We start from the raw sequence: 17788 nt of genomic DNA on the forward strand, positions 1-17788 counted from the left end.
AAAATAAAGGGCTACAGATTTTCCAACTTCTTCCTGAACAGTATTTCATTTGTTATATCGTAGCCAAAAGCCAGTATACCTGTAATTTTCTGAGCTTCATATATAGGCTGATAAGAGAAGTTAAAGAACCTTTCTTCCATCTCATCGGAACCGGCCTTAGGCAAAATGATGGGTACGCCCTCAGCGATATAAGTTTCACCCGTCTGGTATACCTTGTCGAGCAATTTGGTAAAGCCCTGCGCTTTAATATCAGGCAGCGCCTCCCCTAATGGCATTCCGATCAGGTCCCGTCCCGGGTACAATTGCCTGTATCTGTCATTCATCAGTTCAAACCTGTGCTCAGAACCTCTGAGTATGACAAACATAGCAGGGGCTTCCATAATAAGTCTTTCCAGTGTTTTACGCTCTGATTCAGCTTTTTCATAGGCATGCTGCACCTGGTCTGCCAGCAGTACCATCTGTTCGTTGGAGTCCAGCAGTTCCTGCACCAGTTTTCTTGTATCGTGTATATCAGTCGAGCTGCCTATCCACATCGTAATGTTGCCCTCAGCATTTTTCATAGGTATGGAACGGCACAGATGCCAGCGATAGGTGCCGTTTTTATCGCGCTTGCGCAACTCTATCTGCATCTCGGTGCCTGAGTTGGCAGCCGTCTCCCATTTAGCCATCGTATTTTCCAGATCATCAGGGTGAATGACCTGTTGCCATCCAGTCTGCATCAGCTCCTGCAAACTTTTGCCTGTGTACTCCTCCCAGCGCTTGTTGAAATAGGATATGCTTCCATCCTGATCTACAGTAAAAACCAACTGTGGCATGGCATCTGCCATAAACCTGAACTTCCCTTCACTTTTTTGCAAAGCTGCCTGTGATGTTTCGCGTTCTGTTACATCCAAGGGTTTCTGGATAATGTATGTTACATTCCCCTCGCTGTCAAGAACCGGAGTCTGGTTTATTTCCCAATAGCGCACTTCATAGGCACCTTCTTTCGATCCAGGTGTATGAATATCGTAGCGCATTACCCCCAGCCGGACGGGTTGTTTGGTTTCCAGCACCTGATCTAACCCTTTTCTGACCAGGTTGTCCTGGTAAGCGAGTTCTTTCTCTGGAAATGCCTCCAAAAGAAAATGTGATCCTATTAGCTGTTCTCTTGTACGCAGGCTTGTTTCCAGAAAAGCATCCGTTGCTGCCACAACTTTGTACTCCCGGGAAAGCACCACAATAGGTTCAGGTATGCTATCAAATAATAGATTAAAGTCCATAGAGAATTACTAACGTCTGAAAAGGGTCTGAAAGATAGTGAAACTTGTGCAGATACTGTGGTGCACCGAACTAAAGCTATTCCCGCATCAGTATTGTTTCAAATTATCCAGCTGTTTCTGACAGTAGTAAGTAACAGTTGGGAAGGGGCAATATCAGTCCGTACCTTTGCAGTAATCAAAAAGCCATCACTATGAACGCATCATTCTCTGAAATAAGCCACATCATACAAAATCGCAGAACGACGAAGCCCGGCAAAATGAACGGACAGCGTATACCTGACGAGCAGATAAAGCAACTACTCGAACTGGCAGACTGGGCGCCTACGCACGGCCACACGGAGCCCTGGCGCTTCAAGGTATACGCCGGCGACAAAGTACAGGACTTTTGCCTGGCGCATGCTGAGCTGTACAAAAAGCACGTGGAAGAAGAGAATTTCCTGCAGCAGCGTTATAACAAATTGCTACACATGGGCGACCAGGCTTCGCATGTGCTCGTGGCGTACATGCAGCGTGGTGACTTGCCCAAAATTCCCGCTCTAGAGGAGATTGCTGCCACTTCCTGCGCCATCCAAAACCTATTGCTGGGTGCTACGGCTTTAGGTATAGCGAGCTATTGGGGCTCTGGCGGCATGGCGTATCAACCACCTATGAAAGAGATGCTGCACCTTCGCGATGAGGATGTCGTGCTGGGCATTCTATACTTGGGCTATGCGGATGCTTCTGCCGGAGAAGGCAAACGCACGGTGCCACTGGATGAGAAAGTGGAGTGGATGTAAAATAGAAAAGCCGCCGGCTCTGGGGCGCAGCGGCTTTTCTTCCTTTGGCTTAAGATTTTATAAGGACTTCATTTAGAATGAACGCTAGAACAGGGCTAATTCCCCGTTCGTCTGTTTTCTTTATCAAAGTCCTTTGTCCTTTGTCAAAAATGTCTTTTGTCTAAAACTTAAAACGGTGGTTCGTCGTCGAAGCCTGAGGCAGGGAATCCTCCCCCACCCTTACCGCCGTCGTTCATGCGGCTACCCAATCGGATGGCGCCTGGCGTTTCGGTGTCGAAGCTGCTGTTAGGCAAGGCATTAAAACCGCCGTCACCACCGAAATCAGAGTCCAGGTTTGTGAACTTGGTGTATTTGCCGATAAACTTCAGCTGTACGTTCTCCAGCGAGCCGTTACGGTGCTTGGCTATGATTACCTCTCCCACTCCGGCTGTCGGGTTGCCCATTTCATCCTCCGTGATGCCGTAGTATTCCGGACGGTAAAGGAAGAGTACCATATCGGCGTCCTGCTCGATGGAACCGGATTCACGCAAGTCAGACAGCTGCGGACGCTTGTCACCGCCACGGGTTTCCACGGCACGGCTCAGCTGCGAAAGCGCAATCACCGGCACGTTCAGTTCCTTGGCTAGCATTTTCATGGCCCGCGAAATAGAGGCAATTTCCTGTTCACGGTTACCCCCACCCTTGCCTTCCGCGTTTCCACTCATCAGCTGCAGGTAGTCAATAATCACCATCTGGATGTCGTACTGTGCTTTGAGGCGGCGGCACTTGGTCCGGAGCTCACGAATAGAGAGACCCGGTGTATCGTCGATAAAGATCGGCGCTTCGGTCAGTTTCGCTATTTTATGGTTGAGCTGCGCCCATTCGTAATCCTCCAGACTGCCTTTTTTGATCTTCTCTGAATCAAGTTCGGCCTCCGAAGAGATCAGACGATTCACCAGCTGCAGCGAGGACATCTCAAGCGAGAAGATCGCCACCCCCTTTTTAAAGTCAACGGCTGCGTTGCGCAGGCAGGAAAGCACGAAGGCTGTCTTACCCATGGCAGGGCGGGCCGCCAGAATGATCAAATCCGATTTCTGCCAGCCAGAAGTTACGCGGTCCAGGGCCGTCATGCCGCTTGGCACACCGGTCAGACCGTCTGTTTGCTTGCGCTTCTCTTCCAGTTCCTTGATAGCGGCATGCATCAATGAGCGCATGTCGTCGAAGTTCTTCCGGATGTTGGATTCCGATACTTCGTAGAGTTTGGCCTCGGTTCTGTCGAGGAGTTCGAATACGTCGGTGGTATCTTCAAAAGCGCTCGAAAGTACTTCAGATGAGATCGAAATCAGGTCTCGCTTGATCGAGTTTTCCGTGATGATACGGGCGTGGTACTCGATGTTGGCCGCCGAGTTAACGCGGGTTGTCAGCTGTGTAACGTAGTAAGCACCTCCTGCCAGCTCCAACTCACCATTCTCGCGCAGTTCGTGCGTTACGGTCAGGATATCGATTGGCTCTGACTTGTCGAACAGGGCCAGGATCGCTTTAAAAATTCGTTGGTGCGCCTCTTTGTAAAAAGAGTTGGGTCGCAAAATGTCGATAACCGTAGTAAGCGCATCCTTCTCCAACATCAGAGCGCCTAGCACGGCCTCCTCCAAATCCAGTGCCTGCGGCGGTTTTTTACCCAACTCTGCCACGGCAGGCACTTTTTTGCTCCAGGTGCCGCGGTTGCCAGTTGGCCGCACGTTCATTTTCATCTCCTCCATACCACAAATTTAAAAAGTAAGCCGCCCAAGTAATCCACAAAATACGGAAGATATCCACATATTAGCGTATAGCTATTTACATTTAAGTCAGGAATGATAAATTTGTCGGTTCGCTAAATGGATAGCACGGATTATGGAGAGAACGGATTTTAAACACATTCACCTGATTGCCACAGGTGGCAGCATCATGCACAACCTTGCGCTGGCGCTGCACGATCAAGGTATAAGAGTGACTGGCTCGGATGATGAGATCTACGAGCCGGCCAAAAGCCGACTGGCTGCTGCAGGTATACTGCCGGCTGAGGAAGGCTGGTTTCCGGCGAAACTGGACGACCGCCCGGATGCTGTTATCTTAGGGATGCATGCCCGCGCCGAAAACCCGGAGCTGCTTCGCGCTCAGGAACTAGGTATACCGGTTTACTCTTTCCCGGATTTCATTTACGAGCTGAGCAAGCACAAGCAGCGCATCGTGATCGGCGGCAGCCATGGCAAGACTTCCATCACTTCCATCATCATGCACGTGCTCCAGCATTGTGGCCGCCTGTTCGACTACGCCGTAGGTGCGCAGCTACAGGGCTTCGACCGCATGGTGCGGCTCACGGATGACGCCCCGATCATTATCATCGAAGGCGATGAGTACCTTTCCGACCCGATCAAGCGCGTACCGAAATTCCACCTGTACCACCACCACATCGGTGTGATCAGCGGCATCAGCTGGGACCACATCAACGTATTTCCAACGCCCGAAATATACCGTGAGCAGTTCCGCATTTTCGCGGAGATGACGCCAAAGGCCGGCACCCTCATCTACAACCAGGACGACGAGCAGGTACAGCTGGTAGCCGTGCCACGCAACCCCGCCGACATCAACTACATTGGCTATACAGTACATCCGCACAGCATCGTTAACGGCAAGACCATTCTACACACGAAAAAAGAGGGTGATGTGGAGATCCCGCTTTTCGGGGAGCACAACCTCCGGAATATCAGCGCAGCCCGGGAAGTCTGTAAGAAGATTGGTATTAAGGCACCTGACTTTTACGAAGCGCTCAAGACTTTTAAAGGGGCTGCCAAGAGACTGGAGAAACTCGGCGAAAACGACAAAACCGTGATTTTCCGTGACTTTGCCCACGCGCCTTCTAAAGTAAAAGCAACGACCGAAGCCGTAAAAACACAGTACCCGCAACGCAAGTTGGTGGCCTGTGTGGAGCTGCATACCTTCAGCAGTCTTAACAAGAACTTCCTGCCGCAGTATGCCCGCTCACTTGACAGAGCTAATGTACCCATAGTATTTTTCAGCCCTAAAACGGTGGAACACAAGCGCATGGAGATGCTCTCAGAAGAAGATCTTCGCAATGCTTTCGGCAACCCGAAGCTGCAGGTATATACCGACTCAACCACCCTGCTCGAGCACCTGAAAGGGATGGACTGGCAAAACGCCAATCTGCTGCTCATGAGCTCCGGCACTTATCAAAATCTTGACCTGGAGGCGCTAAAAAAAGCGGTTCTGTAAACCATCCAACCATGCAATTGAACCTGAAGCGCCCCATCGTATTCTTCGATCTTGAAACCACCGGTACCGACATTTGTAAGGACCGTATCGTCGAGATCAGCGTGTTAAAAGTGATGCCTAACGGAGAGGAAATCCTCAAAACGCGTCGCATCAACCCGACCGTGCCGATCCCGCTCGAGTCGAGCCTGATACACAAAATATACGACGAGGACGTGAAGGATGCTCCTACTTTCCAGCAGGTGGCCCGCAACCTGCACCAGTTTATGGAGGGCTGCGACCTGGGCGGTTACAACCTGGTGCGCTTCGACATACCATTGCTGGCCGAGGAGTTCCTGCGCGTAGGTATAGACTTCGACATCGACAACCGCCATGTGGTGGACGCCTGCCGTATTTTCCACATGATGGAAAAGCGCACACTCTCGGCTGCCTACAAATACTACTGCAACAGAACGCTCGAGAACGCCCACAGCGCTGAGGCCGACACCGTGGCCACTTACCACATCCTCAAAGCGCAACTGGAACGCTACGAAAACACCGTGGTAGAGGTAGCCGAAGGTATAGAAGATACCCCGATCCAGAACGACATGGCCCAGCTCCACAAGTTCACATTTGAGAAGTCCGCCGACCTGGCGGGCCGCATTGTGTACAACAACGCCGGGCAGGAAGTATTTAACTTCGGCAAGCACCGCAATGTGCCCGTAGAGGAAATACTCAGCAAAGAGCCAAGCTACTACGACTGGATGATGAAAGGCGACTTCCCGCTCTATACCAAAAAAATCCTGACTCGCATAAGATTGAGAAACATGCAGAGTAGCGTGTCTTAGCACTAATAGCGAAACACAGACGCAAAAAGAGCGGGCTGCCAGATAAACTGGCAGCCCGCTCTTTTTTGGTTATACTCTGGACTACTTCTGTCCCGAATTCTTCAACCTCACACCTTGCAGCAGGTTGTTGCCTTCCTGCACTTTATGACGGCAGTCGTAACCGGCGGCGCGGATCGAACACTGGCAACCGGTGATTCTGTTGTCCTCGAAGGAGAAATAACAGAAATCGCAGCCGGCTGTAGCCTCGCAAATGTGCTTCACTGACTTACTGCTCAGGTATAGGCTATTGTCTGAAGCCACATCCAGCTCCAGCGCCATTGAGCGGAAAGAGCCGTTGTACATGCCCAGACCCACCAGGTAATAAGTAGCAGGCAGGTTTTTATTGTCCTGCACTTTGTGGATCGTTACTTTGTTCACCACCGTGCCGTTGCCAAACTCCTTTATAAAAGGCTGCACCAGTTCCTGCTCCGACACTACAAAATCGATCTCATCCAACACCACTTGTGCCAATAGTTGCCCGTCATACTTAGGTCCTGCCTCCTCGTCGAGTGGCATCTCTTCACTTTCCTCCGGGAAAGCTTCGCGGCGCGAACAGCCAGCCGCTACCACTAGGATCAGAGTCAGGGCCAGCGACCAGCGCAGGCAGGTCAGCAGCAATTGCCGGCCATTGGCTAAGGGTGATGGAGTCATGTAGGTTTATCGGGTTAGTGATTATTTCTTGTAGTATTTCAGCGCTTCCGGCATATAGCTCTGCAGGTTAGCGCGACGTGTACCTGCGCTCGGGTGCGTGCTCAGGAATTCCGGTGGTGCCTGACCGCCGGACTTAGCCTCCATACGCTCCCAGAAAGGGATTGCCTCCTGCGGATTGTAACCTGCCATAGCCATAAAGATCAGACCCAAACGGTCGGCTTCGCTCTCCTGATCTCGGCCATACTTCAGCACACCAAGTCCGGAACCTGCGCCATAGGCCGTCATGAGCAATTGCTGCGCTATACCTGGCTGAGCACCGGCCAGCGCAGAAAGCGTCTGTCCACCGAATTGTTGCGCCAATTGTAAGCTCATGCGCTCATTGCTGTGCTTGGCGATAGCGTGGGCGATTTCGTGACCCATTACCACAGCAAGGCCTGTTTCATTCTGAGCGATCGGCAGTATACCTGTGTAAGTCACGGTTTTACCACCGGCCATGGCCCATGCGTTCACCTGGTCATCCTCGATCAGGTTGTGCTCCCACGCGAAGCCCTGCAACTGATCTGACATGTTGTTGGCAGCCATATACTGCTCCACTGCACGCTGAATGCGCTGTCCGGTGCGCTTCACCATAGCCGTGGCCTGTGCATCGCGCGATAGCTTGTTCTCTTTCAGGAACTGGTCGTAGGCGTCGTAACTCATTTGCATCATCTGCGCGTCTGACACGAGACTCAGCTGTCTGCGGCCTGTGATCGGTACTGTCGTACAGGCGACCATCATCACTACCGCTATTGAAAAGGCAATTAACTTCTTGTACATAGTTTTAAAATTTAAATGACTCTTTCAAAAAGGCTTTTCAAATTTTGAACCAATTTTTAAGAATCAGGATAGAGTGGATCGTTTAATATGATAAAATTACTATACTTTAATCGATAAAACAAAGTGCAAACTGACACAAAACTACAGACTGTCACCTTGTCCGGCATAATGGAGGTATACGAACGCTGTATTATAAAATGTTGTGCGCCCCGTATGCACAATAAAGCAGAACTTCTCTTGTTAAAGTATAAAAATGGCTGTAGCTGTTCGCAGGTGTGGGATGCCTTAAAAAATTGTTCTGAAACAGATTCTTTTTGCAGAATCATGCTGCATGAAAACCGGATATAGCCTATTTTTGAGAATCGATAAAGAAAACGCCCTTAACATTTTATGAAAATAGTAGCCATCGGCCGCAATTACGCCGATCATATAGCCGAACTGAAGAACGAAGTGCCGGACGAACCGGTGATATTTTTTAAGCCTGACACAGCCATCCTCCGCAACAACGAGCCTTTTTACTACCCGGAATACAGCCAGGACATCCACCACGAAGTAGAGTTGATTCTTCGAATCGGCCGCGAAGGCAAAAACATTGACAAGAAGTTTGCGCACAAATACTACGATGCCATTGGCCTAGGTATAGACTTCACGGCCCGCGACCTTCAGGCCAAGGCCAAAGCCAAGGGACTGCCGTGGACGCTTGCCAAAGGCTTTAACGGTTCTGCCCCGGTGTCTGAGTTTCTGCCGCTTGATCAGTTTGAGGATTTGCAGGACATCAACTTCAAGCTCGAAGTGAATGGCGAGACAAGACAGAATGGCAACTCAAAGATGATGCTGAACACTTTTGACGACATCATCGCCTATATCTCCCGCTTCATTACCTTGAAGAAAGGCGATATTATCTTTACAGGTACGCCTGAGGGAGTGGGCCCGGTGCAGATCGGCGACAGATTGGAAGGCTATGTTGAAGATAAAAAACTACTTGATTTTGAAATTAAATAAGCGCCTCGCGCTCCTTTTCGCTTACGTATTTACTACCCTCGGACTGGCCGCCCAACCGGCGCCGGAACAGGGTTACTTTATGTTCCCCATAAAGCCAGGAGTGCGCAACTTCCTGTCCGGCTCCATGGGCGAAATACGCGCCACACACTTCCACGGCGGCCTCGACATCAAAACCGACCAGCGCGAAGGTTTGTCGGTATATGCTGCCGCAGACGGTTATATCTCGCGTGTGAAGATGTCGACTTACGGGTATGGCAACATCATTTACGTGACGCACCCGAACGGCCTCACCACTACCTACTCGCATTTGCTGGCTTTTTATGATCCTTTGGCGGATTATATCCTGCAGAAACAGTACGAGAAGGAGACCTTTGAGCTGGAGGTGTTCCCGGAGAAAAACCTGTTTCCGGTAAAGAAAGGGCAAATCATCGCTTTATCCGGTAACACAGGGGGCTCCGGTGGTCCGCACCTGCACTTCGAGATTCGCGATGCAGAAGACCGCCTGTACAATCCGCTTCGCTGGGGTTTTAAGGAAGTCATCGACACCACGCCGCCCGATTTGCTGGGACTGGGTATACAGCCGCTGAACATTCACGCCCGCATCAATGGTGAGTTTGCCCGGAGGGAGTTCACGCCAAAGAAAACTAATGGCGTCCATACCTTGCCGGACACGGTGTTCGCACACGGCCTGATCGGCTTTGAGCTGCAGACCATCGACCGCTATGACGATACTCAAAACCGCAACGGTACGCAGGATGTGACCGTGTATGTGAACGACCGGCAGGTATACAACCACCACATCGACCGCGTGCCTTTTGAGCTTTCGAAGCAGGTATCGCAACACGTGAACTACAACGTGTACCGCCGCACGGGCCGCACTTTCCAGAAAGCGTATGTAGACTACGGCAACGACCTGCCGCTCTATACCGCACCGCAGAACCGGGGCAGGCTCAATGTGCAGGCCGACTCGATTTATCACATCCGGCTTGTCGCGAAAGACACTTATAACAATGCGTCTACCCTGACTTTTGTAATGAAGGGGCAGAAACCGACTTTCACGCAGGCGGCAAATGGCAAAGTAACTAAACCGCAATTGAGCTACGAGATCATCGGGAACATCCTGAAAGTGAACGCATCTGATACATCATCTACACCGCGCAACGTGGAGATGGTGGTGAACAACCAACGGCTGATGCTGGTGCCTAGCTATACAAAAGGTGCTGCCTCGGTGAGTCTGTACGACCTTCGCGGCGGTCTGCCAGAGTCGCTCGAGTACTGTGGTACCACCACCCTACTCGACCTGCAGGCTGCTATACCTGCGGGGCAGGAACACAGCTTTACAAACCGTGACATGACCATCCGCTTTAGCAAAGAAAGTTTATACGACACACTATACCTGCAGGCCAGAAAAGAAGGCGAAGTGTATACCATTGGCGACTACTACACGCCTTTGCACAAGCCTATCAAAGTGACCATTACGCCGGGCACCCCGGTAACTGACAAAAGCAAGGCTGCTGTTTACTATCTCGGTTTAGGCAAAGGCCGCGGCATGCTGGGTGGCGTTTGGGATGGCAACAGCATCACCTTTTCGGCTCGAGCGATGGGCAAGTTCAAGGTGCTTGAGGACGTGAAAGCTCCTACTATTAAACTACTCAGTAAAAGCCCGACGCAGATCAAATTCCGGATTGGCGACAACCTGTCGGGCGTCAACTCTTTCCGCTGCGAAGTGAACGGCAAGTGGTTGCTGATGAAGTACGAGCATAAAACTGCCACCATATACTCCGAAAAATTAGATAAAAGCCTACCTTTGTCTGGGAAAGTAGTCTTGAAGGTAAAAGACAATGCAGGAAACGAGGCCGTGTTTACGACCACTATCTAGCTTGTAATTGACTCGCGCAACAATTGCTAGCGTAAAACTACTTGCACAGGACATTACCTACTGGATAAAACTGAAAAGACTGGTATTATAAAGGTATAGCCTATACCTGCGGAACCAGCGAAAAACAGAAACCATGGAACTGAAAATCGGAGATAAAGCGCCGGAGTTTGAGGCAAAAGACCCGCACGGCAACACGGTGAAGCTGAGCGACTACTGCGGCAAAAAAGTGGTCATGTATTTCTACCCGAAAGACAACACGCCCGGCTGCATCGCCCAAAGCTGCAACCTGCGCGACAATTACAGCGAGCTGCAGGCACAAGGCTACGAAGTGATCGGGGTGAGCATCGACAGCGAGAAGTCACACCAGAATTTCATTGGGAAATTTGAACTGCCTTTTACACTGCTGGCCGACACTGACAAAAAGCTGGTAGAGCAATATGGGGTCTGGCAAGAGAAATCGATGTATGGCCGCAAGTACATGGGCACCATGCGATTCACCTTCATCATCGACGAGGAGGGCACCATCGAGGACATTATCACGAAAGTGAAAACGGCCGACCACGCCGCCCAGATTCTGAAAAACTAACGCAAAGCGCAGTTGTCCGAAAAGACGGCTGCGCTTTTTTCGTTGTATATTTGTTTCCGGAAGAGAGACAAGACACCTGGCTACAGCATTTCAGGTATAGCCTGACCCGTGTGCTGGAAGAAAATACACTTGATTGTTATCAGGAATGAACAATTCAGCAATCAAAAATTAGAAAATTTAGCAATCAACAATTTAACAATTCATAAAACGTGAACCCACACAACAAAAGCATCGACGAGCTGAAGCAAATTGCGGCACAGGTTCGCCGTGACATCGTGCGCATGGTGCATGCGGTAAACTCCGGCCACCCGGGCGGCTCGCTCGGCTGCACGGATTATTTCGTGTCGCTGTACTTCAAGGTGTTGAACTACAAGGCAAAACCTTTCAACATGGATGGCGAAGGCGAAGACCTTTTCTTCCTGTCAAACGGACACATCTCGCCGGTATGGTACAGTGTGTTGGCTCGCGCCGGCTTCTTTGAAGTGTCAGAACTGGCTACTTTCCGCAAGATCAACTCCAGGCTGCAGGGTCACCCGGCTACAGAAGAAGGCCTGCCAGGTATACGCGTAGCTTCCGGCTCGTTGGGCCAGGGCCTTTCGGTGGCAGTTGGTGCTGCTCAGACTAAGAAGCTGAACAAGGACAACAACCTGGTATACGTGCTGATGGGCGACGGCGAGTTGGGCGAAGGACAGGTATGGGAAGCGGCCATGTATGCTGCTCACAATAAAGTGGATAACCTGATCGCGACAGTGGACCGCAACTACCAACAGATCGACGGCGGTACGGAAGAGGTACTGGCGTTGGGCGACCTGCGTACCAAATTCGAAGCATTCGGTTGGCATGTACTGGAGGCGGACGGCAACAACTTTGAAACCCTGCTACCCGCACTCGAAGATGCGAAGAAAGCTACTGGCAACAGCAAACCAGTGATGATCCTGATGAACACCGAGATGGGCTTTGGAGTGGACTTCATGATGGGTTCGCACAAGTGGCACGGCGTAGCACCGAACGACGAGCAGCTCGAGATCGCACTTCAGCAATTAGCCGTAGAGGCAGCTTCAGATTACTAAGCTTTAAAACATAGCAATGAAAGAGTATACATATACAGAGAAAAAAGACACCCGTTCTGGTTTTGGCGTAGGCTTGCTGGAGCTTGGCCGCACCAACCCGAACGTAGTAGCCCTTTGCGCTGACCTGATCGGTTCGCTTAAAATGGATGCCTTCAAAAAGGAATTCCCAGAGCGTTTTTACCAGGTAGGTATAGCCGAAGCCAACATGATGGGTCTGGCAGCAGGTATGACGATCGGCGGCAAGATTCCTTTCACAGGTACGTTTGCGAACTTCTCAACGGGCCGCGTGTACGACCAGATCCGCCAGTCGATCGCTTACTCTGGCAAGAACGTAAAAATTTGCGCATCGCACGCCGGTTTGACCTTGGGCGAAGACGGTGCCACACACCAGATTCTGGAAGATGTGGGCATGATGAAAATGCTGCCGCACATGACCGTGATCAACCCATGCGACTTCAACCAGACGAAAGCCGCCACTATCGCGATTGCCGACTACGAAGGTCCGGTATACCTGCGTTTTGGTCGTCCGGCAGTCCCTAACTTCACTCCTGCCGACCAGAAATTCGAGATCGGTAAAGCCGTGATGCTGAACGAAGGTACCGATGTAACCATTCTGGCTACAGGCCATTTGGTATGGAAAGCTATCGAGGCGGGTCACAAACTGGCCGAGAAAGGTATCAACGCTGAAGTAATTAACATCCACACCATCAAACCGCTTGACGACGAAGCTATCCTGAAATCAGTTGGCAAAACCAAGTGCGTGGTAACCGCTGAAGAGCACCAGATGAATGGTGGTCTGGGTGATTCGGTAGCACAGCTATTGGGCCGTCAGCTGCCTGCTCCACTGGAGATGGTAGCTGTGAACGATTCATTTGGTGAGTCTGGCACGCCAGACCAGCTGATGGAGAAATATGGCCTGAGCACTGAGAATATTGTGGCCGCCGCTGAGCGTGTAATCAGCCGCAAGTAATACAAGGGCTATACCTTAGCTTTTTTTCAAAAACAGAAGGGGCTGTACTGTTAAAGTGCAGCCCCTTCTGTTTTTATGCATTATATTGCATATTCAGACAGGTATAACCGCCCTGCCCCTGCTACCTGACGCGTGGAAGACAAAGAGATTCTAGAGAAATTCGCCAACCCCGATAGCCGCAACGTGGCCTTCAATCAGCTTGTCCGGAAATACCAGCAGAAGATCTACTGGCACATCCGGAAGATGGTGATAGACCACGACGATGCGGATGACCTCACGCAGGAGGTCTTTATCAAGGTATGGAAGAACCTGGAGAATTTCCGGCAGGACGCGCAGCTTTATACCTGGCTTTACCGTATCGCCACCAACGAGTGCCTTACCTTCCTTTCGAGTAAGCGCAAAAAATTCTTTCTGCCCATAAACGACGTGGCCGCAGAACTCACCGAAAAGATCGATTCCTCGCCCAACATTGACGGAGACGAGATACAGCTAAAACTTCAAAAAGCTTTGCTAAAGCTGCCAGACAAGCAACGGCTGGTCTTTAACATGAAGTATTATGACGAGCTCAAGTACGAGGAAATGTCTGAGATTCTGGGTACTTCGGTGGGTGCTTTGAAGGCATCCTACCACCACGCAGTAAAAAAAATTGAAGAATTTATTAAACGGGATTAAACTTTAGCGCGCTATGCCCATCTAACCCATAAGTACATTAACCATGAAAGACGATTTTAAACTAAGCGACCTGCCCAAGCGCAACATCTACGAGGTACCGGAGAAGTACTTCGACAGACTGCCTGCGCAGATCATGGAGCGCACTGCCGGCGCCGGGTATAGCCCTGCTCCCTGGTATGCCGCCGCCTGGAAGCCGCTGCGTTTGGCACTGGCTCCTCTGATGCTGGTATTGGTGCTGGGTGTGCTTTACTTTGCGAATCTGAATAACAAGGCGGATCAGCAAAATGTGAACCTGGCTGGCATTCAGGACGAAGATATACTGAATTACCTGAGCACCTATGCTGTGCTCGAGAGCTCTGATTTTGCCGAGTTGCAAACCGTTTCAGATAGGGAGATGACTTCTGAATTTCTGAACGTGAGCTCCAAGGCCGCCGAAGAAGAGCTGGAGTACTACCAACTGGATACGATTGACTATTAAAGCACTGATGAAACGATTACTGATTTTATTTCTCTTTTGCGCCTTCACCCTGAGCGGTACTGTTGCCATGGCCCAAAGTGGCCGTTCGCAGGACAGAAGAGAGAACGTGGAAGCTGCCAAAGTGGCCTTCCTGACGGACAAAATGGGACTGACCGCAGAGCAGTCGCAGAAGTTCTGGCCGCTCTACAATGAGTACGAGGCCAAGCGCCGCGAACTGGTTCGCTCCTACCGCAGCGGCTACCGCGAAGACGTGGACCAACTGAGCGACCAGGAAGCGAAAGCCCGCCTTGATGGCATGTTCAATACCCAGGAAAAGGAACTGGAACTGGAGAAAGAATACGTAGCCCGCTACCAGCGAGTGATCTCTTCGAACCAGATCATCAAACTTTACCGCAGTGAGCGGGAGTTTACCAAGCTCCTCCTGAAAAAGCTGGAGGCCAATAACAAAGTACAGTAGTTTTTTTGAATAGATAATTATAGTGAGAACAGCAAAAGGACCTGGCATTTTGCCTTGTTTTTTTCAATCAAAAAGCCCCTGCTATACCTTAGCAGGGGCTTTTGACTTTCAGTAGGTTTCGGTTTAGTAAACCTCCAGCAAAAAGTTTATATCGTCGGTCGGCTTAAATTCCATCGCGGACTGTCCCTGCAGAAAGATGCGCGCCGGGTGCGGCCCTAGCAGGTTAATCTTCTCCCCCGTAATGCGCAGCATGCTGCCCTCGCGCAAACCTACTACGGGTTGGCGGTTGTGCACATGAAACTCCTGAATGCGCGTCTCGCGCGTTTCGCCCATATGAGTAGTATCAGGTAGCGGGTCAAGGTAGTGGGGATTGATATTGAAAGGAACCAGTTGTAGTGCGTCGAATGATTTGGGGAACACGATCGGCATATCATTAGTAGTACCGATGGTTTTGCCTGCCACGTTAGTGCCGGCGCTGGTGCCCATGTATGGCATGCCCTGCTCTACCCGCTTCTGTAGCGGCTCGATCAGTTTGTTGGCATATAATTGGCGCAGCAGCAGAAACGTGTTGCCCCCGCCAATAAACACCGCCTCGGCCTGCTCCACAGCTGTAACCGCGTTCTCCGCCTCGTGCACACCGCTTAATCTGATGCCCATTGCTTCAAAGGCTTCGCGTGCTTTGGCCGTATAGTCGGTGTGGGAGATACCGCCCGGACGGGCATAAGGTATAAACAGGATGCTTTGACGGTCGCCGAGCAGTTCTTTGATCTCGTCCTGGCAATGTTCCAGGTACCCTGTGCCGTGGGTCGTGGAGGTACTCACTAAAAGGATATGCTTCTTTGGTAAGGCTTTTCTCATTTGTCTCTATTTTGAATGGTACGGCTCGCGTATACCTGCAAAAGTATCAAATTCCGGCGAACACCCGTCCATATCCTCCTGCAAACAACACGCTATACCTGCATAGGAGTAAACTGCGCGGGCGCTCACTGAATGACAGTCTGGCTATACCTTCAGGTTTTGACTCTGAGCTTGATTGTTTCCAGGTAGGGGTCGAGCGAGGCCTTATTTGTGAGGGCGCGGACCAGCCCGATGGTTTTCAGATCGTACAGGAACCAGACCTCCACATAGTAGTTATGAAACCAGTACAAATCAATTTTGCACCACCCACGGATAATGTGATGCAGATAGCGCCCCTGTTCTAACACCATAGCGGCCTGCTCCCGGGACGAGAGCGAATTAAACTCAGTAATAGTCAACATAAAAATCTACTCCATACCTTATGCAAAGAAAAAGGCTGCCGGGGCAGCCTTTTGGTTAACGAAAATATCGACGATTTTGATATTAATTCAAATGAAGGGTATACAATTCAAATCTGGTGGAGGCAAAACTCCAGTGCGAAGAAGAAGGATGGATCTCAACACCGTCCTCATCCACGATCGTCACGGCAAAGCCGTCACCCTGGTTGAGGGGCTCAGTAAAGTGCTTCACAGGATACACTCTCCCTTCCTCTATCCACTCTTCCGGTTCGAAAGCGGGCATCGACGCATCCACACACTTCGCGTAGACAGACATATAGCTTGGGGGAACAAATAAATTTACCATGTGTATGTAACGTTTTCAGAAAGATAAATAATTCCTGCCAATCAGGAAACATTGTCCACATTAATTTTAGTGGATGTCTGCTTAAGAATTAACACAAAAAGTATGCCTTTGTTTCAAGGTACAAGTTCCAATACCCCACATCGGCCAACCCTGGCGTTATGGCAGCAATACAAGCTCCTCTCGAGTTAATAAATGACAATCAGCCAAGTGGGTGTTAAATGTGCAGGCTTTCTGCAGCCAATTGCTACTACAGCCGTAGTATATATTCCGCCCGTTATCATTTAAAAACAAAACATAGTAAATGCCTATGGAAACATCTTATCGTACCTCGACCCACGATAGCAAGGAAGCTTTTGCGGTTGCGCCGGGAGTATGGGGACTCAAGACCATGTTCGTCAACCTCTTTTTTGTGGCCTTGCCCGACGGCTCATGGGTGCTCGTAGACACCGGCATGTACGGTGCCGCCCCTAAAATCAGAAAAGTGGTGGATGAACTCTTTGGCGGTCAGCGTCCCAAAGCCATCCTGCTCACGCACGGCCATTTTGACCACATCGGCGCCGTAAAGGAGCTGGCCCGGGAATGGGACGTGCCCGTGTACGCCCATCCACTGGAGATGCCCTACCTGAACGGAAAGTCGTCCTACCCGCCACCAGACCCGAGCGTGGGCGGCGGGGGCATGGCTTATATGTCGTTCCTGTACCCAAAAAAGCCGATTGATATTCACGAGTACCTGGAGTTCCTGCCAGCCGATGGCTCGGTTCCTGGTCTGCCAGACTGGCACTGGATCCACACGCCGGGCCATACGGCGGGGCACGTTTCCTTCTTCCGCGAGAGCGACCGGGTGCTGCTGGCAGGCGACGCCTTTATTACGCGCGACGGGGAGTCGATGCTGGCTGTGATGACGCAGAAGCGGGAGGTACATGGCCCACCCAAATATTATACCTCCGACTGGGGAGCGGCGCACCACTCTGTGGAGAAACTGATGGAGCTAAACCCCAGTGTGGTGGGGACCGGCCACGGACTGCCGATGGAGGGGCCGCAGCTCATGCGCCAGCTGGAAGAGCTGGTGAAGGATTTCTGGTCAGTGGCGGTGCCAGCCCATGGGCGCTACGTGCACGAGCCCGCCATTGCCGACGAGCAGGGTGTGCTCTCTGTGCCTCCGGCAACTGACAACACCATCCCGAAAGTGATGGCCGCAACAGGACTGGTGGCGCTGGCCGGGGTGGCGCTGGTGGCCTACAGCCGCCGGAACAGAGACAACAACAGGAAGCAGCATGAGCGTGCCATGCGAGAGCGCCCCTTCTCACACAACAGACCGATGCAGGGTATGCCGCCCACGGTGCCTGCCACGCTGGACGAAGACGACCCAATTGCGCACACCAACAATTACCCCTAAACAGGAAAGGCCGGGAGCAAACGCTTCCGGCCTTTCTTTTACAAATTTATGTGGTTTCC

Annotated in this window: 19 protein-coding genes; 12 read left to right on the forward strand and 7 right to left on the reverse strand. The window is 51.1% G+C overall.

Annotated elements, in window-relative coordinates:
- Window positions 1-11: 11 nt before the first annotated feature.
- Window positions 12-1259, reverse strand: coding sequence for a PAS domain-containing protein (locus AC4QZR_RS13715; RefSeq protein WP_494481428.1), 1248 nt, complete (start codon window positions 1257-1259; stop codon window positions 12-14).
- Between the two features lie 191 nt (window positions 1260-1450).
- Here AC4QZR_RS13715 and AC4QZR_RS13720 point away from each other — a divergent pair, with 191 nt between their 5' ends.
- On the forward strand, window positions 1451-2035 hold the full coding sequence (locus AC4QZR_RS13720) for a nitroreductase family protein (RefSeq protein WP_253403196.1): 585 nt from the start codon (window positions 1451-1453) through the stop codon (window positions 2033-2035).
- 167 nt (window positions 2036-2202) lie between these two features.
- Here AC4QZR_RS13720 and dnaB read toward each other — a convergent pair whose 3' ends face one another.
- Window positions 2203-3774: a replicative DNA helicase gene (gene dnaB, locus AC4QZR_RS13725; RefSeq protein ID WP_494481429.1), complete on the reverse strand. Its 1572-nt coding sequence runs from the start codon at window positions 3772-3774 to the stop codon at window positions 2203-2205.
- A 133-nt stretch (window positions 3775-3907) separates the two neighbouring features.
- Here dnaB and AC4QZR_RS13730 point away from each other — a divergent pair, with 133 nt between their 5' ends.
- On the forward strand, window positions 3908-5287 hold the full coding sequence (locus AC4QZR_RS13730; protein WP_253403194.1) for a UDP-N-acetylmuramate--L-alanine ligase: 1380 nt from the start codon (window positions 3908-3910) through the stop codon (window positions 5285-5287).
- Between the two features lie 11 nt (window positions 5288-5298).
- Complete coding sequence (locus tag AC4QZR_RS13735; RefSeq protein WP_494481430.1) at window positions 5299-6111, forward strand: exonuclease domain-containing protein; 813 nt, start codon at window positions 5299-5301, stop codon at window positions 6109-6111.
- 81 nt (window positions 6112-6192) lie between these two features.
- Here the strand turns inward: AC4QZR_RS13735 and AC4QZR_RS13740 are convergent, their stop codons facing one another.
- Both AC4QZR_RS13740 and AC4QZR_RS13745 read right to left on the reverse strand, forming a co-directional pair.
- Window positions 6193-6801, reverse strand: coding sequence for a hypothetical protein (locus AC4QZR_RS13740; protein WP_494481431.1), 609 nt, complete (start codon window positions 6799-6801; stop codon window positions 6193-6195).
- A 21-nt stretch (window positions 6802-6822) separates the two neighbouring features.
- Window positions 6823-7617, reverse strand: a complete 795-nt coding sequence (locus AC4QZR_RS13745) for a M48 family metallopeptidase (protein WP_494481432.1) — start codon at window positions 7615-7617, stop codon at window positions 6823-6825.
- A 390-nt stretch (window positions 7618-8007) separates the two neighbouring features.
- Between AC4QZR_RS13745 and AC4QZR_RS13750 the strand changes: the two genes are divergently transcribed.
- The 8 genes from AC4QZR_RS13750 (at window position 8008) to AC4QZR_RS13785 (ending at window position 14731) form a co-directional block, all read left to right on the forward strand.
- Window positions 8008-8619 carry a fumarylacetoacetate hydrolase family protein gene (locus AC4QZR_RS13750; RefSeq protein WP_494481433.1) on the forward strand — a complete coding sequence of 204 codons (612 nt, stop codon included), beginning with the start codon at window positions 8008-8010 and terminating at the stop codon, window positions 8617-8619.
- On the forward strand, window positions 8606-10498 hold the full coding sequence (locus AC4QZR_RS13755) for a M23 family metallopeptidase (protein WP_494481434.1): 1893 nt from the start codon (window positions 8606-8608) through the stop codon (window positions 10496-10498). The genes AC4QZR_RS13750 and AC4QZR_RS13755 overlap by 14 nt, the downstream gene beginning before the upstream one ends.
- A gap of 133 nt (window positions 10499-10631) precedes the next feature.
- On the forward strand, window positions 10632-11084 hold the full coding sequence (bcp, locus tag AC4QZR_RS13760; protein ID WP_494481435.1) for a thioredoxin-dependent thiol peroxidase: 453 nt from the start codon (window positions 10632-10634) through the stop codon (window positions 11082-11084).
- Window positions 11085-11293: 209 nt separating this feature from the next.
- Window positions 11294-12154 (forward strand): transketolase, encoded by an 861-nt coding sequence (locus AC4QZR_RS13765; protein WP_494481436.1) that lies wholly within the window; start codon window positions 11294-11296, stop codon window positions 12152-12154.
- Window positions 12155-12170: 16 nt separating this feature from the next.
- Complete coding sequence (locus AC4QZR_RS13770) at window positions 12171-13124, forward strand: transketolase family protein (RefSeq protein WP_494481437.1); 954 nt, start codon at window positions 12171-12173, stop codon at window positions 13122-13124.
- A 132-nt stretch (window positions 13125-13256) separates the two neighbouring features.
- On the forward strand, window positions 13257-13796 hold the full coding sequence (locus AC4QZR_RS13775) for an RNA polymerase sigma factor (protein WP_253403176.1): 540 nt from the start codon (window positions 13257-13259) through the stop codon (window positions 13794-13796).
- 43 nt (window positions 13797-13839) lie between these two features.
- Window positions 13840-14274, forward strand: a complete 435-nt coding sequence (locus tag AC4QZR_RS13780) for a hypothetical protein (RefSeq protein ID WP_253403175.1) — start codon at window positions 13840-13842, stop codon at window positions 14272-14274.
- A 7-nt stretch (window positions 14275-14281) separates the two neighbouring features.
- Window positions 14282-14731 carry a hypothetical protein gene (locus tag AC4QZR_RS13785; RefSeq protein WP_494481438.1) on the forward strand — a complete coding sequence of 150 codons (450 nt, stop codon included), beginning with the start codon at window positions 14282-14284 and terminating at the stop codon, window positions 14729-14731.
- Between the two features lie 123 nt (window positions 14732-14854).
- Here the strand turns inward: AC4QZR_RS13785 and pepE are convergent, their stop codons facing one another.
- The 3 genes from pepE to AC4QZR_RS13800 all read right to left on the reverse strand — a co-directional run bounded on the left by pepE (window position 14855) and on the right by AC4QZR_RS13800 (window position 16303).
- On the reverse strand, window positions 14855-15589 hold the full coding sequence (pepE, locus tag AC4QZR_RS13790; protein ID WP_494481439.1) for a dipeptidase PepE: 735 nt from the start codon (window positions 15587-15589) through the stop codon (window positions 14855-14857).
- A 152-nt stretch (window positions 15590-15741) separates the two neighbouring features.
- On the reverse strand, window positions 15742-15990 hold the full coding sequence (locus AC4QZR_RS13795; RefSeq protein WP_253403172.1) for a hypothetical protein: 249 nt from the start codon (window positions 15988-15990) through the stop codon (window positions 15742-15744).
- An 82-nt stretch (window positions 15991-16072) separates the two neighbouring features.
- On the reverse strand, window positions 16073-16303 hold the full coding sequence (locus AC4QZR_RS13800; protein ID WP_494481440.1) for a hypothetical protein: 231 nt from the start codon (window positions 16301-16303) through the stop codon (window positions 16073-16075).
- A gap of 337 nt (window positions 16304-16640) precedes the next feature.
- Here AC4QZR_RS13800 and AC4QZR_RS13805 point away from each other — a divergent pair, with 337 nt between their 5' ends.
- Window positions 16641-17729 carry an MBL fold metallo-hydrolase gene (locus AC4QZR_RS13805; RefSeq protein ID WP_494481441.1) on the forward strand — a complete coding sequence of 363 codons (1089 nt, stop codon included), beginning with the start codon at window positions 16641-16643 and terminating at the stop codon, window positions 17727-17729.
- Window positions 17730-17788: the final 59 nt, after the last annotated feature.

Source organism: Pontibacter sp. YIM B11418 (genome assembly GCF_059278805.1).

Bases quoted from the DNA above. Each gene is read 5' to 3' on its own strand.
- AC4QZR_RS13715 (WP_494481428.1), bottom strand. From the start codon at position 1,259: ATGGACTTTAATCTATTATTTGATAGCATACCTGAACCTATTGTGGTG.
- AC4QZR_RS13720 (WP_253403196.1), top strand. From the start codon at position 1,451: ATGAACGCATCATTCTCTGAAATAAGCCACATCATACAAAATCGCAGA.
- dnaB (WP_494481429.1), bottom strand. From the start codon at position 3,774: ATGGAGGAGATGAAAATGAACGTGCGGCCAACTGGCAACCGCGGCACC.
- AC4QZR_RS13730 (WP_253403194.1), top strand. From the start codon at position 3,908: ATGGAGAGAACGGATTTTAAACACATTCACCTGATTGCCACAGGTGGC.
- AC4QZR_RS13735 (WP_494481430.1), top strand. From the start codon at position 5,299: ATGCAATTGAACCTGAAGCGCCCCATCGTATTCTTCGATCTTGAAACC.
- AC4QZR_RS13740 (WP_494481431.1), bottom strand. From the start codon at position 6,801: ATGACTCCATCACCCTTAGCCAATGGCCGGCAATTGCTGCTGACCTGC.
- AC4QZR_RS13745 (WP_494481432.1), bottom strand. From the start codon at position 7,617: ATGTACAAGAAGTTAATTGCCTTTTCAATAGCGGTAGTGATGATGGTC.
- AC4QZR_RS13750 (WP_494481433.1), top strand. From the start codon at position 8,008: ATGAAAATAGTAGCCATCGGCCGCAATTACGCCGATCATATAGCCGAA.
- bcp (WP_494481435.1), top strand. From the start codon at position 10,632: ATGGAACTGAAAATCGGAGATAAAGCGCCGGAGTTTGAGGCAAAAGAC.
- AC4QZR_RS13770 (WP_494481437.1), top strand. From the start codon at position 12,171: ATGAAAGAGTATACATATACAGAGAAAAAAGACACCCGTTCTGGTTTT.
- AC4QZR_RS13780 (WP_253403175.1), top strand. From the start codon at position 13,840: ATGAAAGACGATTTTAAACTAAGCGACCTGCCCAAGCGCAACATCTAC.
- AC4QZR_RS13785 (WP_494481438.1), top strand. From the start codon at position 14,282: ATGAAACGATTACTGATTTTATTTCTCTTTTGCGCCTTCACCCTGAGC.
- pepE (WP_494481439.1), bottom strand. From the start codon at position 15,589: ATGAGAAAAGCCTTACCAAAGAAGCATATCCTTTTAGTGAGTACCTCC.
- AC4QZR_RS13795 (WP_253403172.1), bottom strand. From the start codon at position 15,990: ATGTTGACTATTACTGAGTTTAATTCGCTCTCGTCCCGGGAGCAGGCC.
- AC4QZR_RS13800 (WP_494481440.1), bottom strand. From the start codon at position 16,303: ATGTCTGTCTACGCGAAGTGTGTGGATGCGTCGATGCCCGCTTTCGAA.
- AC4QZR_RS13805 (WP_494481441.1), top strand. From the start codon at position 16,641: ATGGAAACATCTTATCGTACCTCGACCCACGATAGCAAGGAAGCTTTT.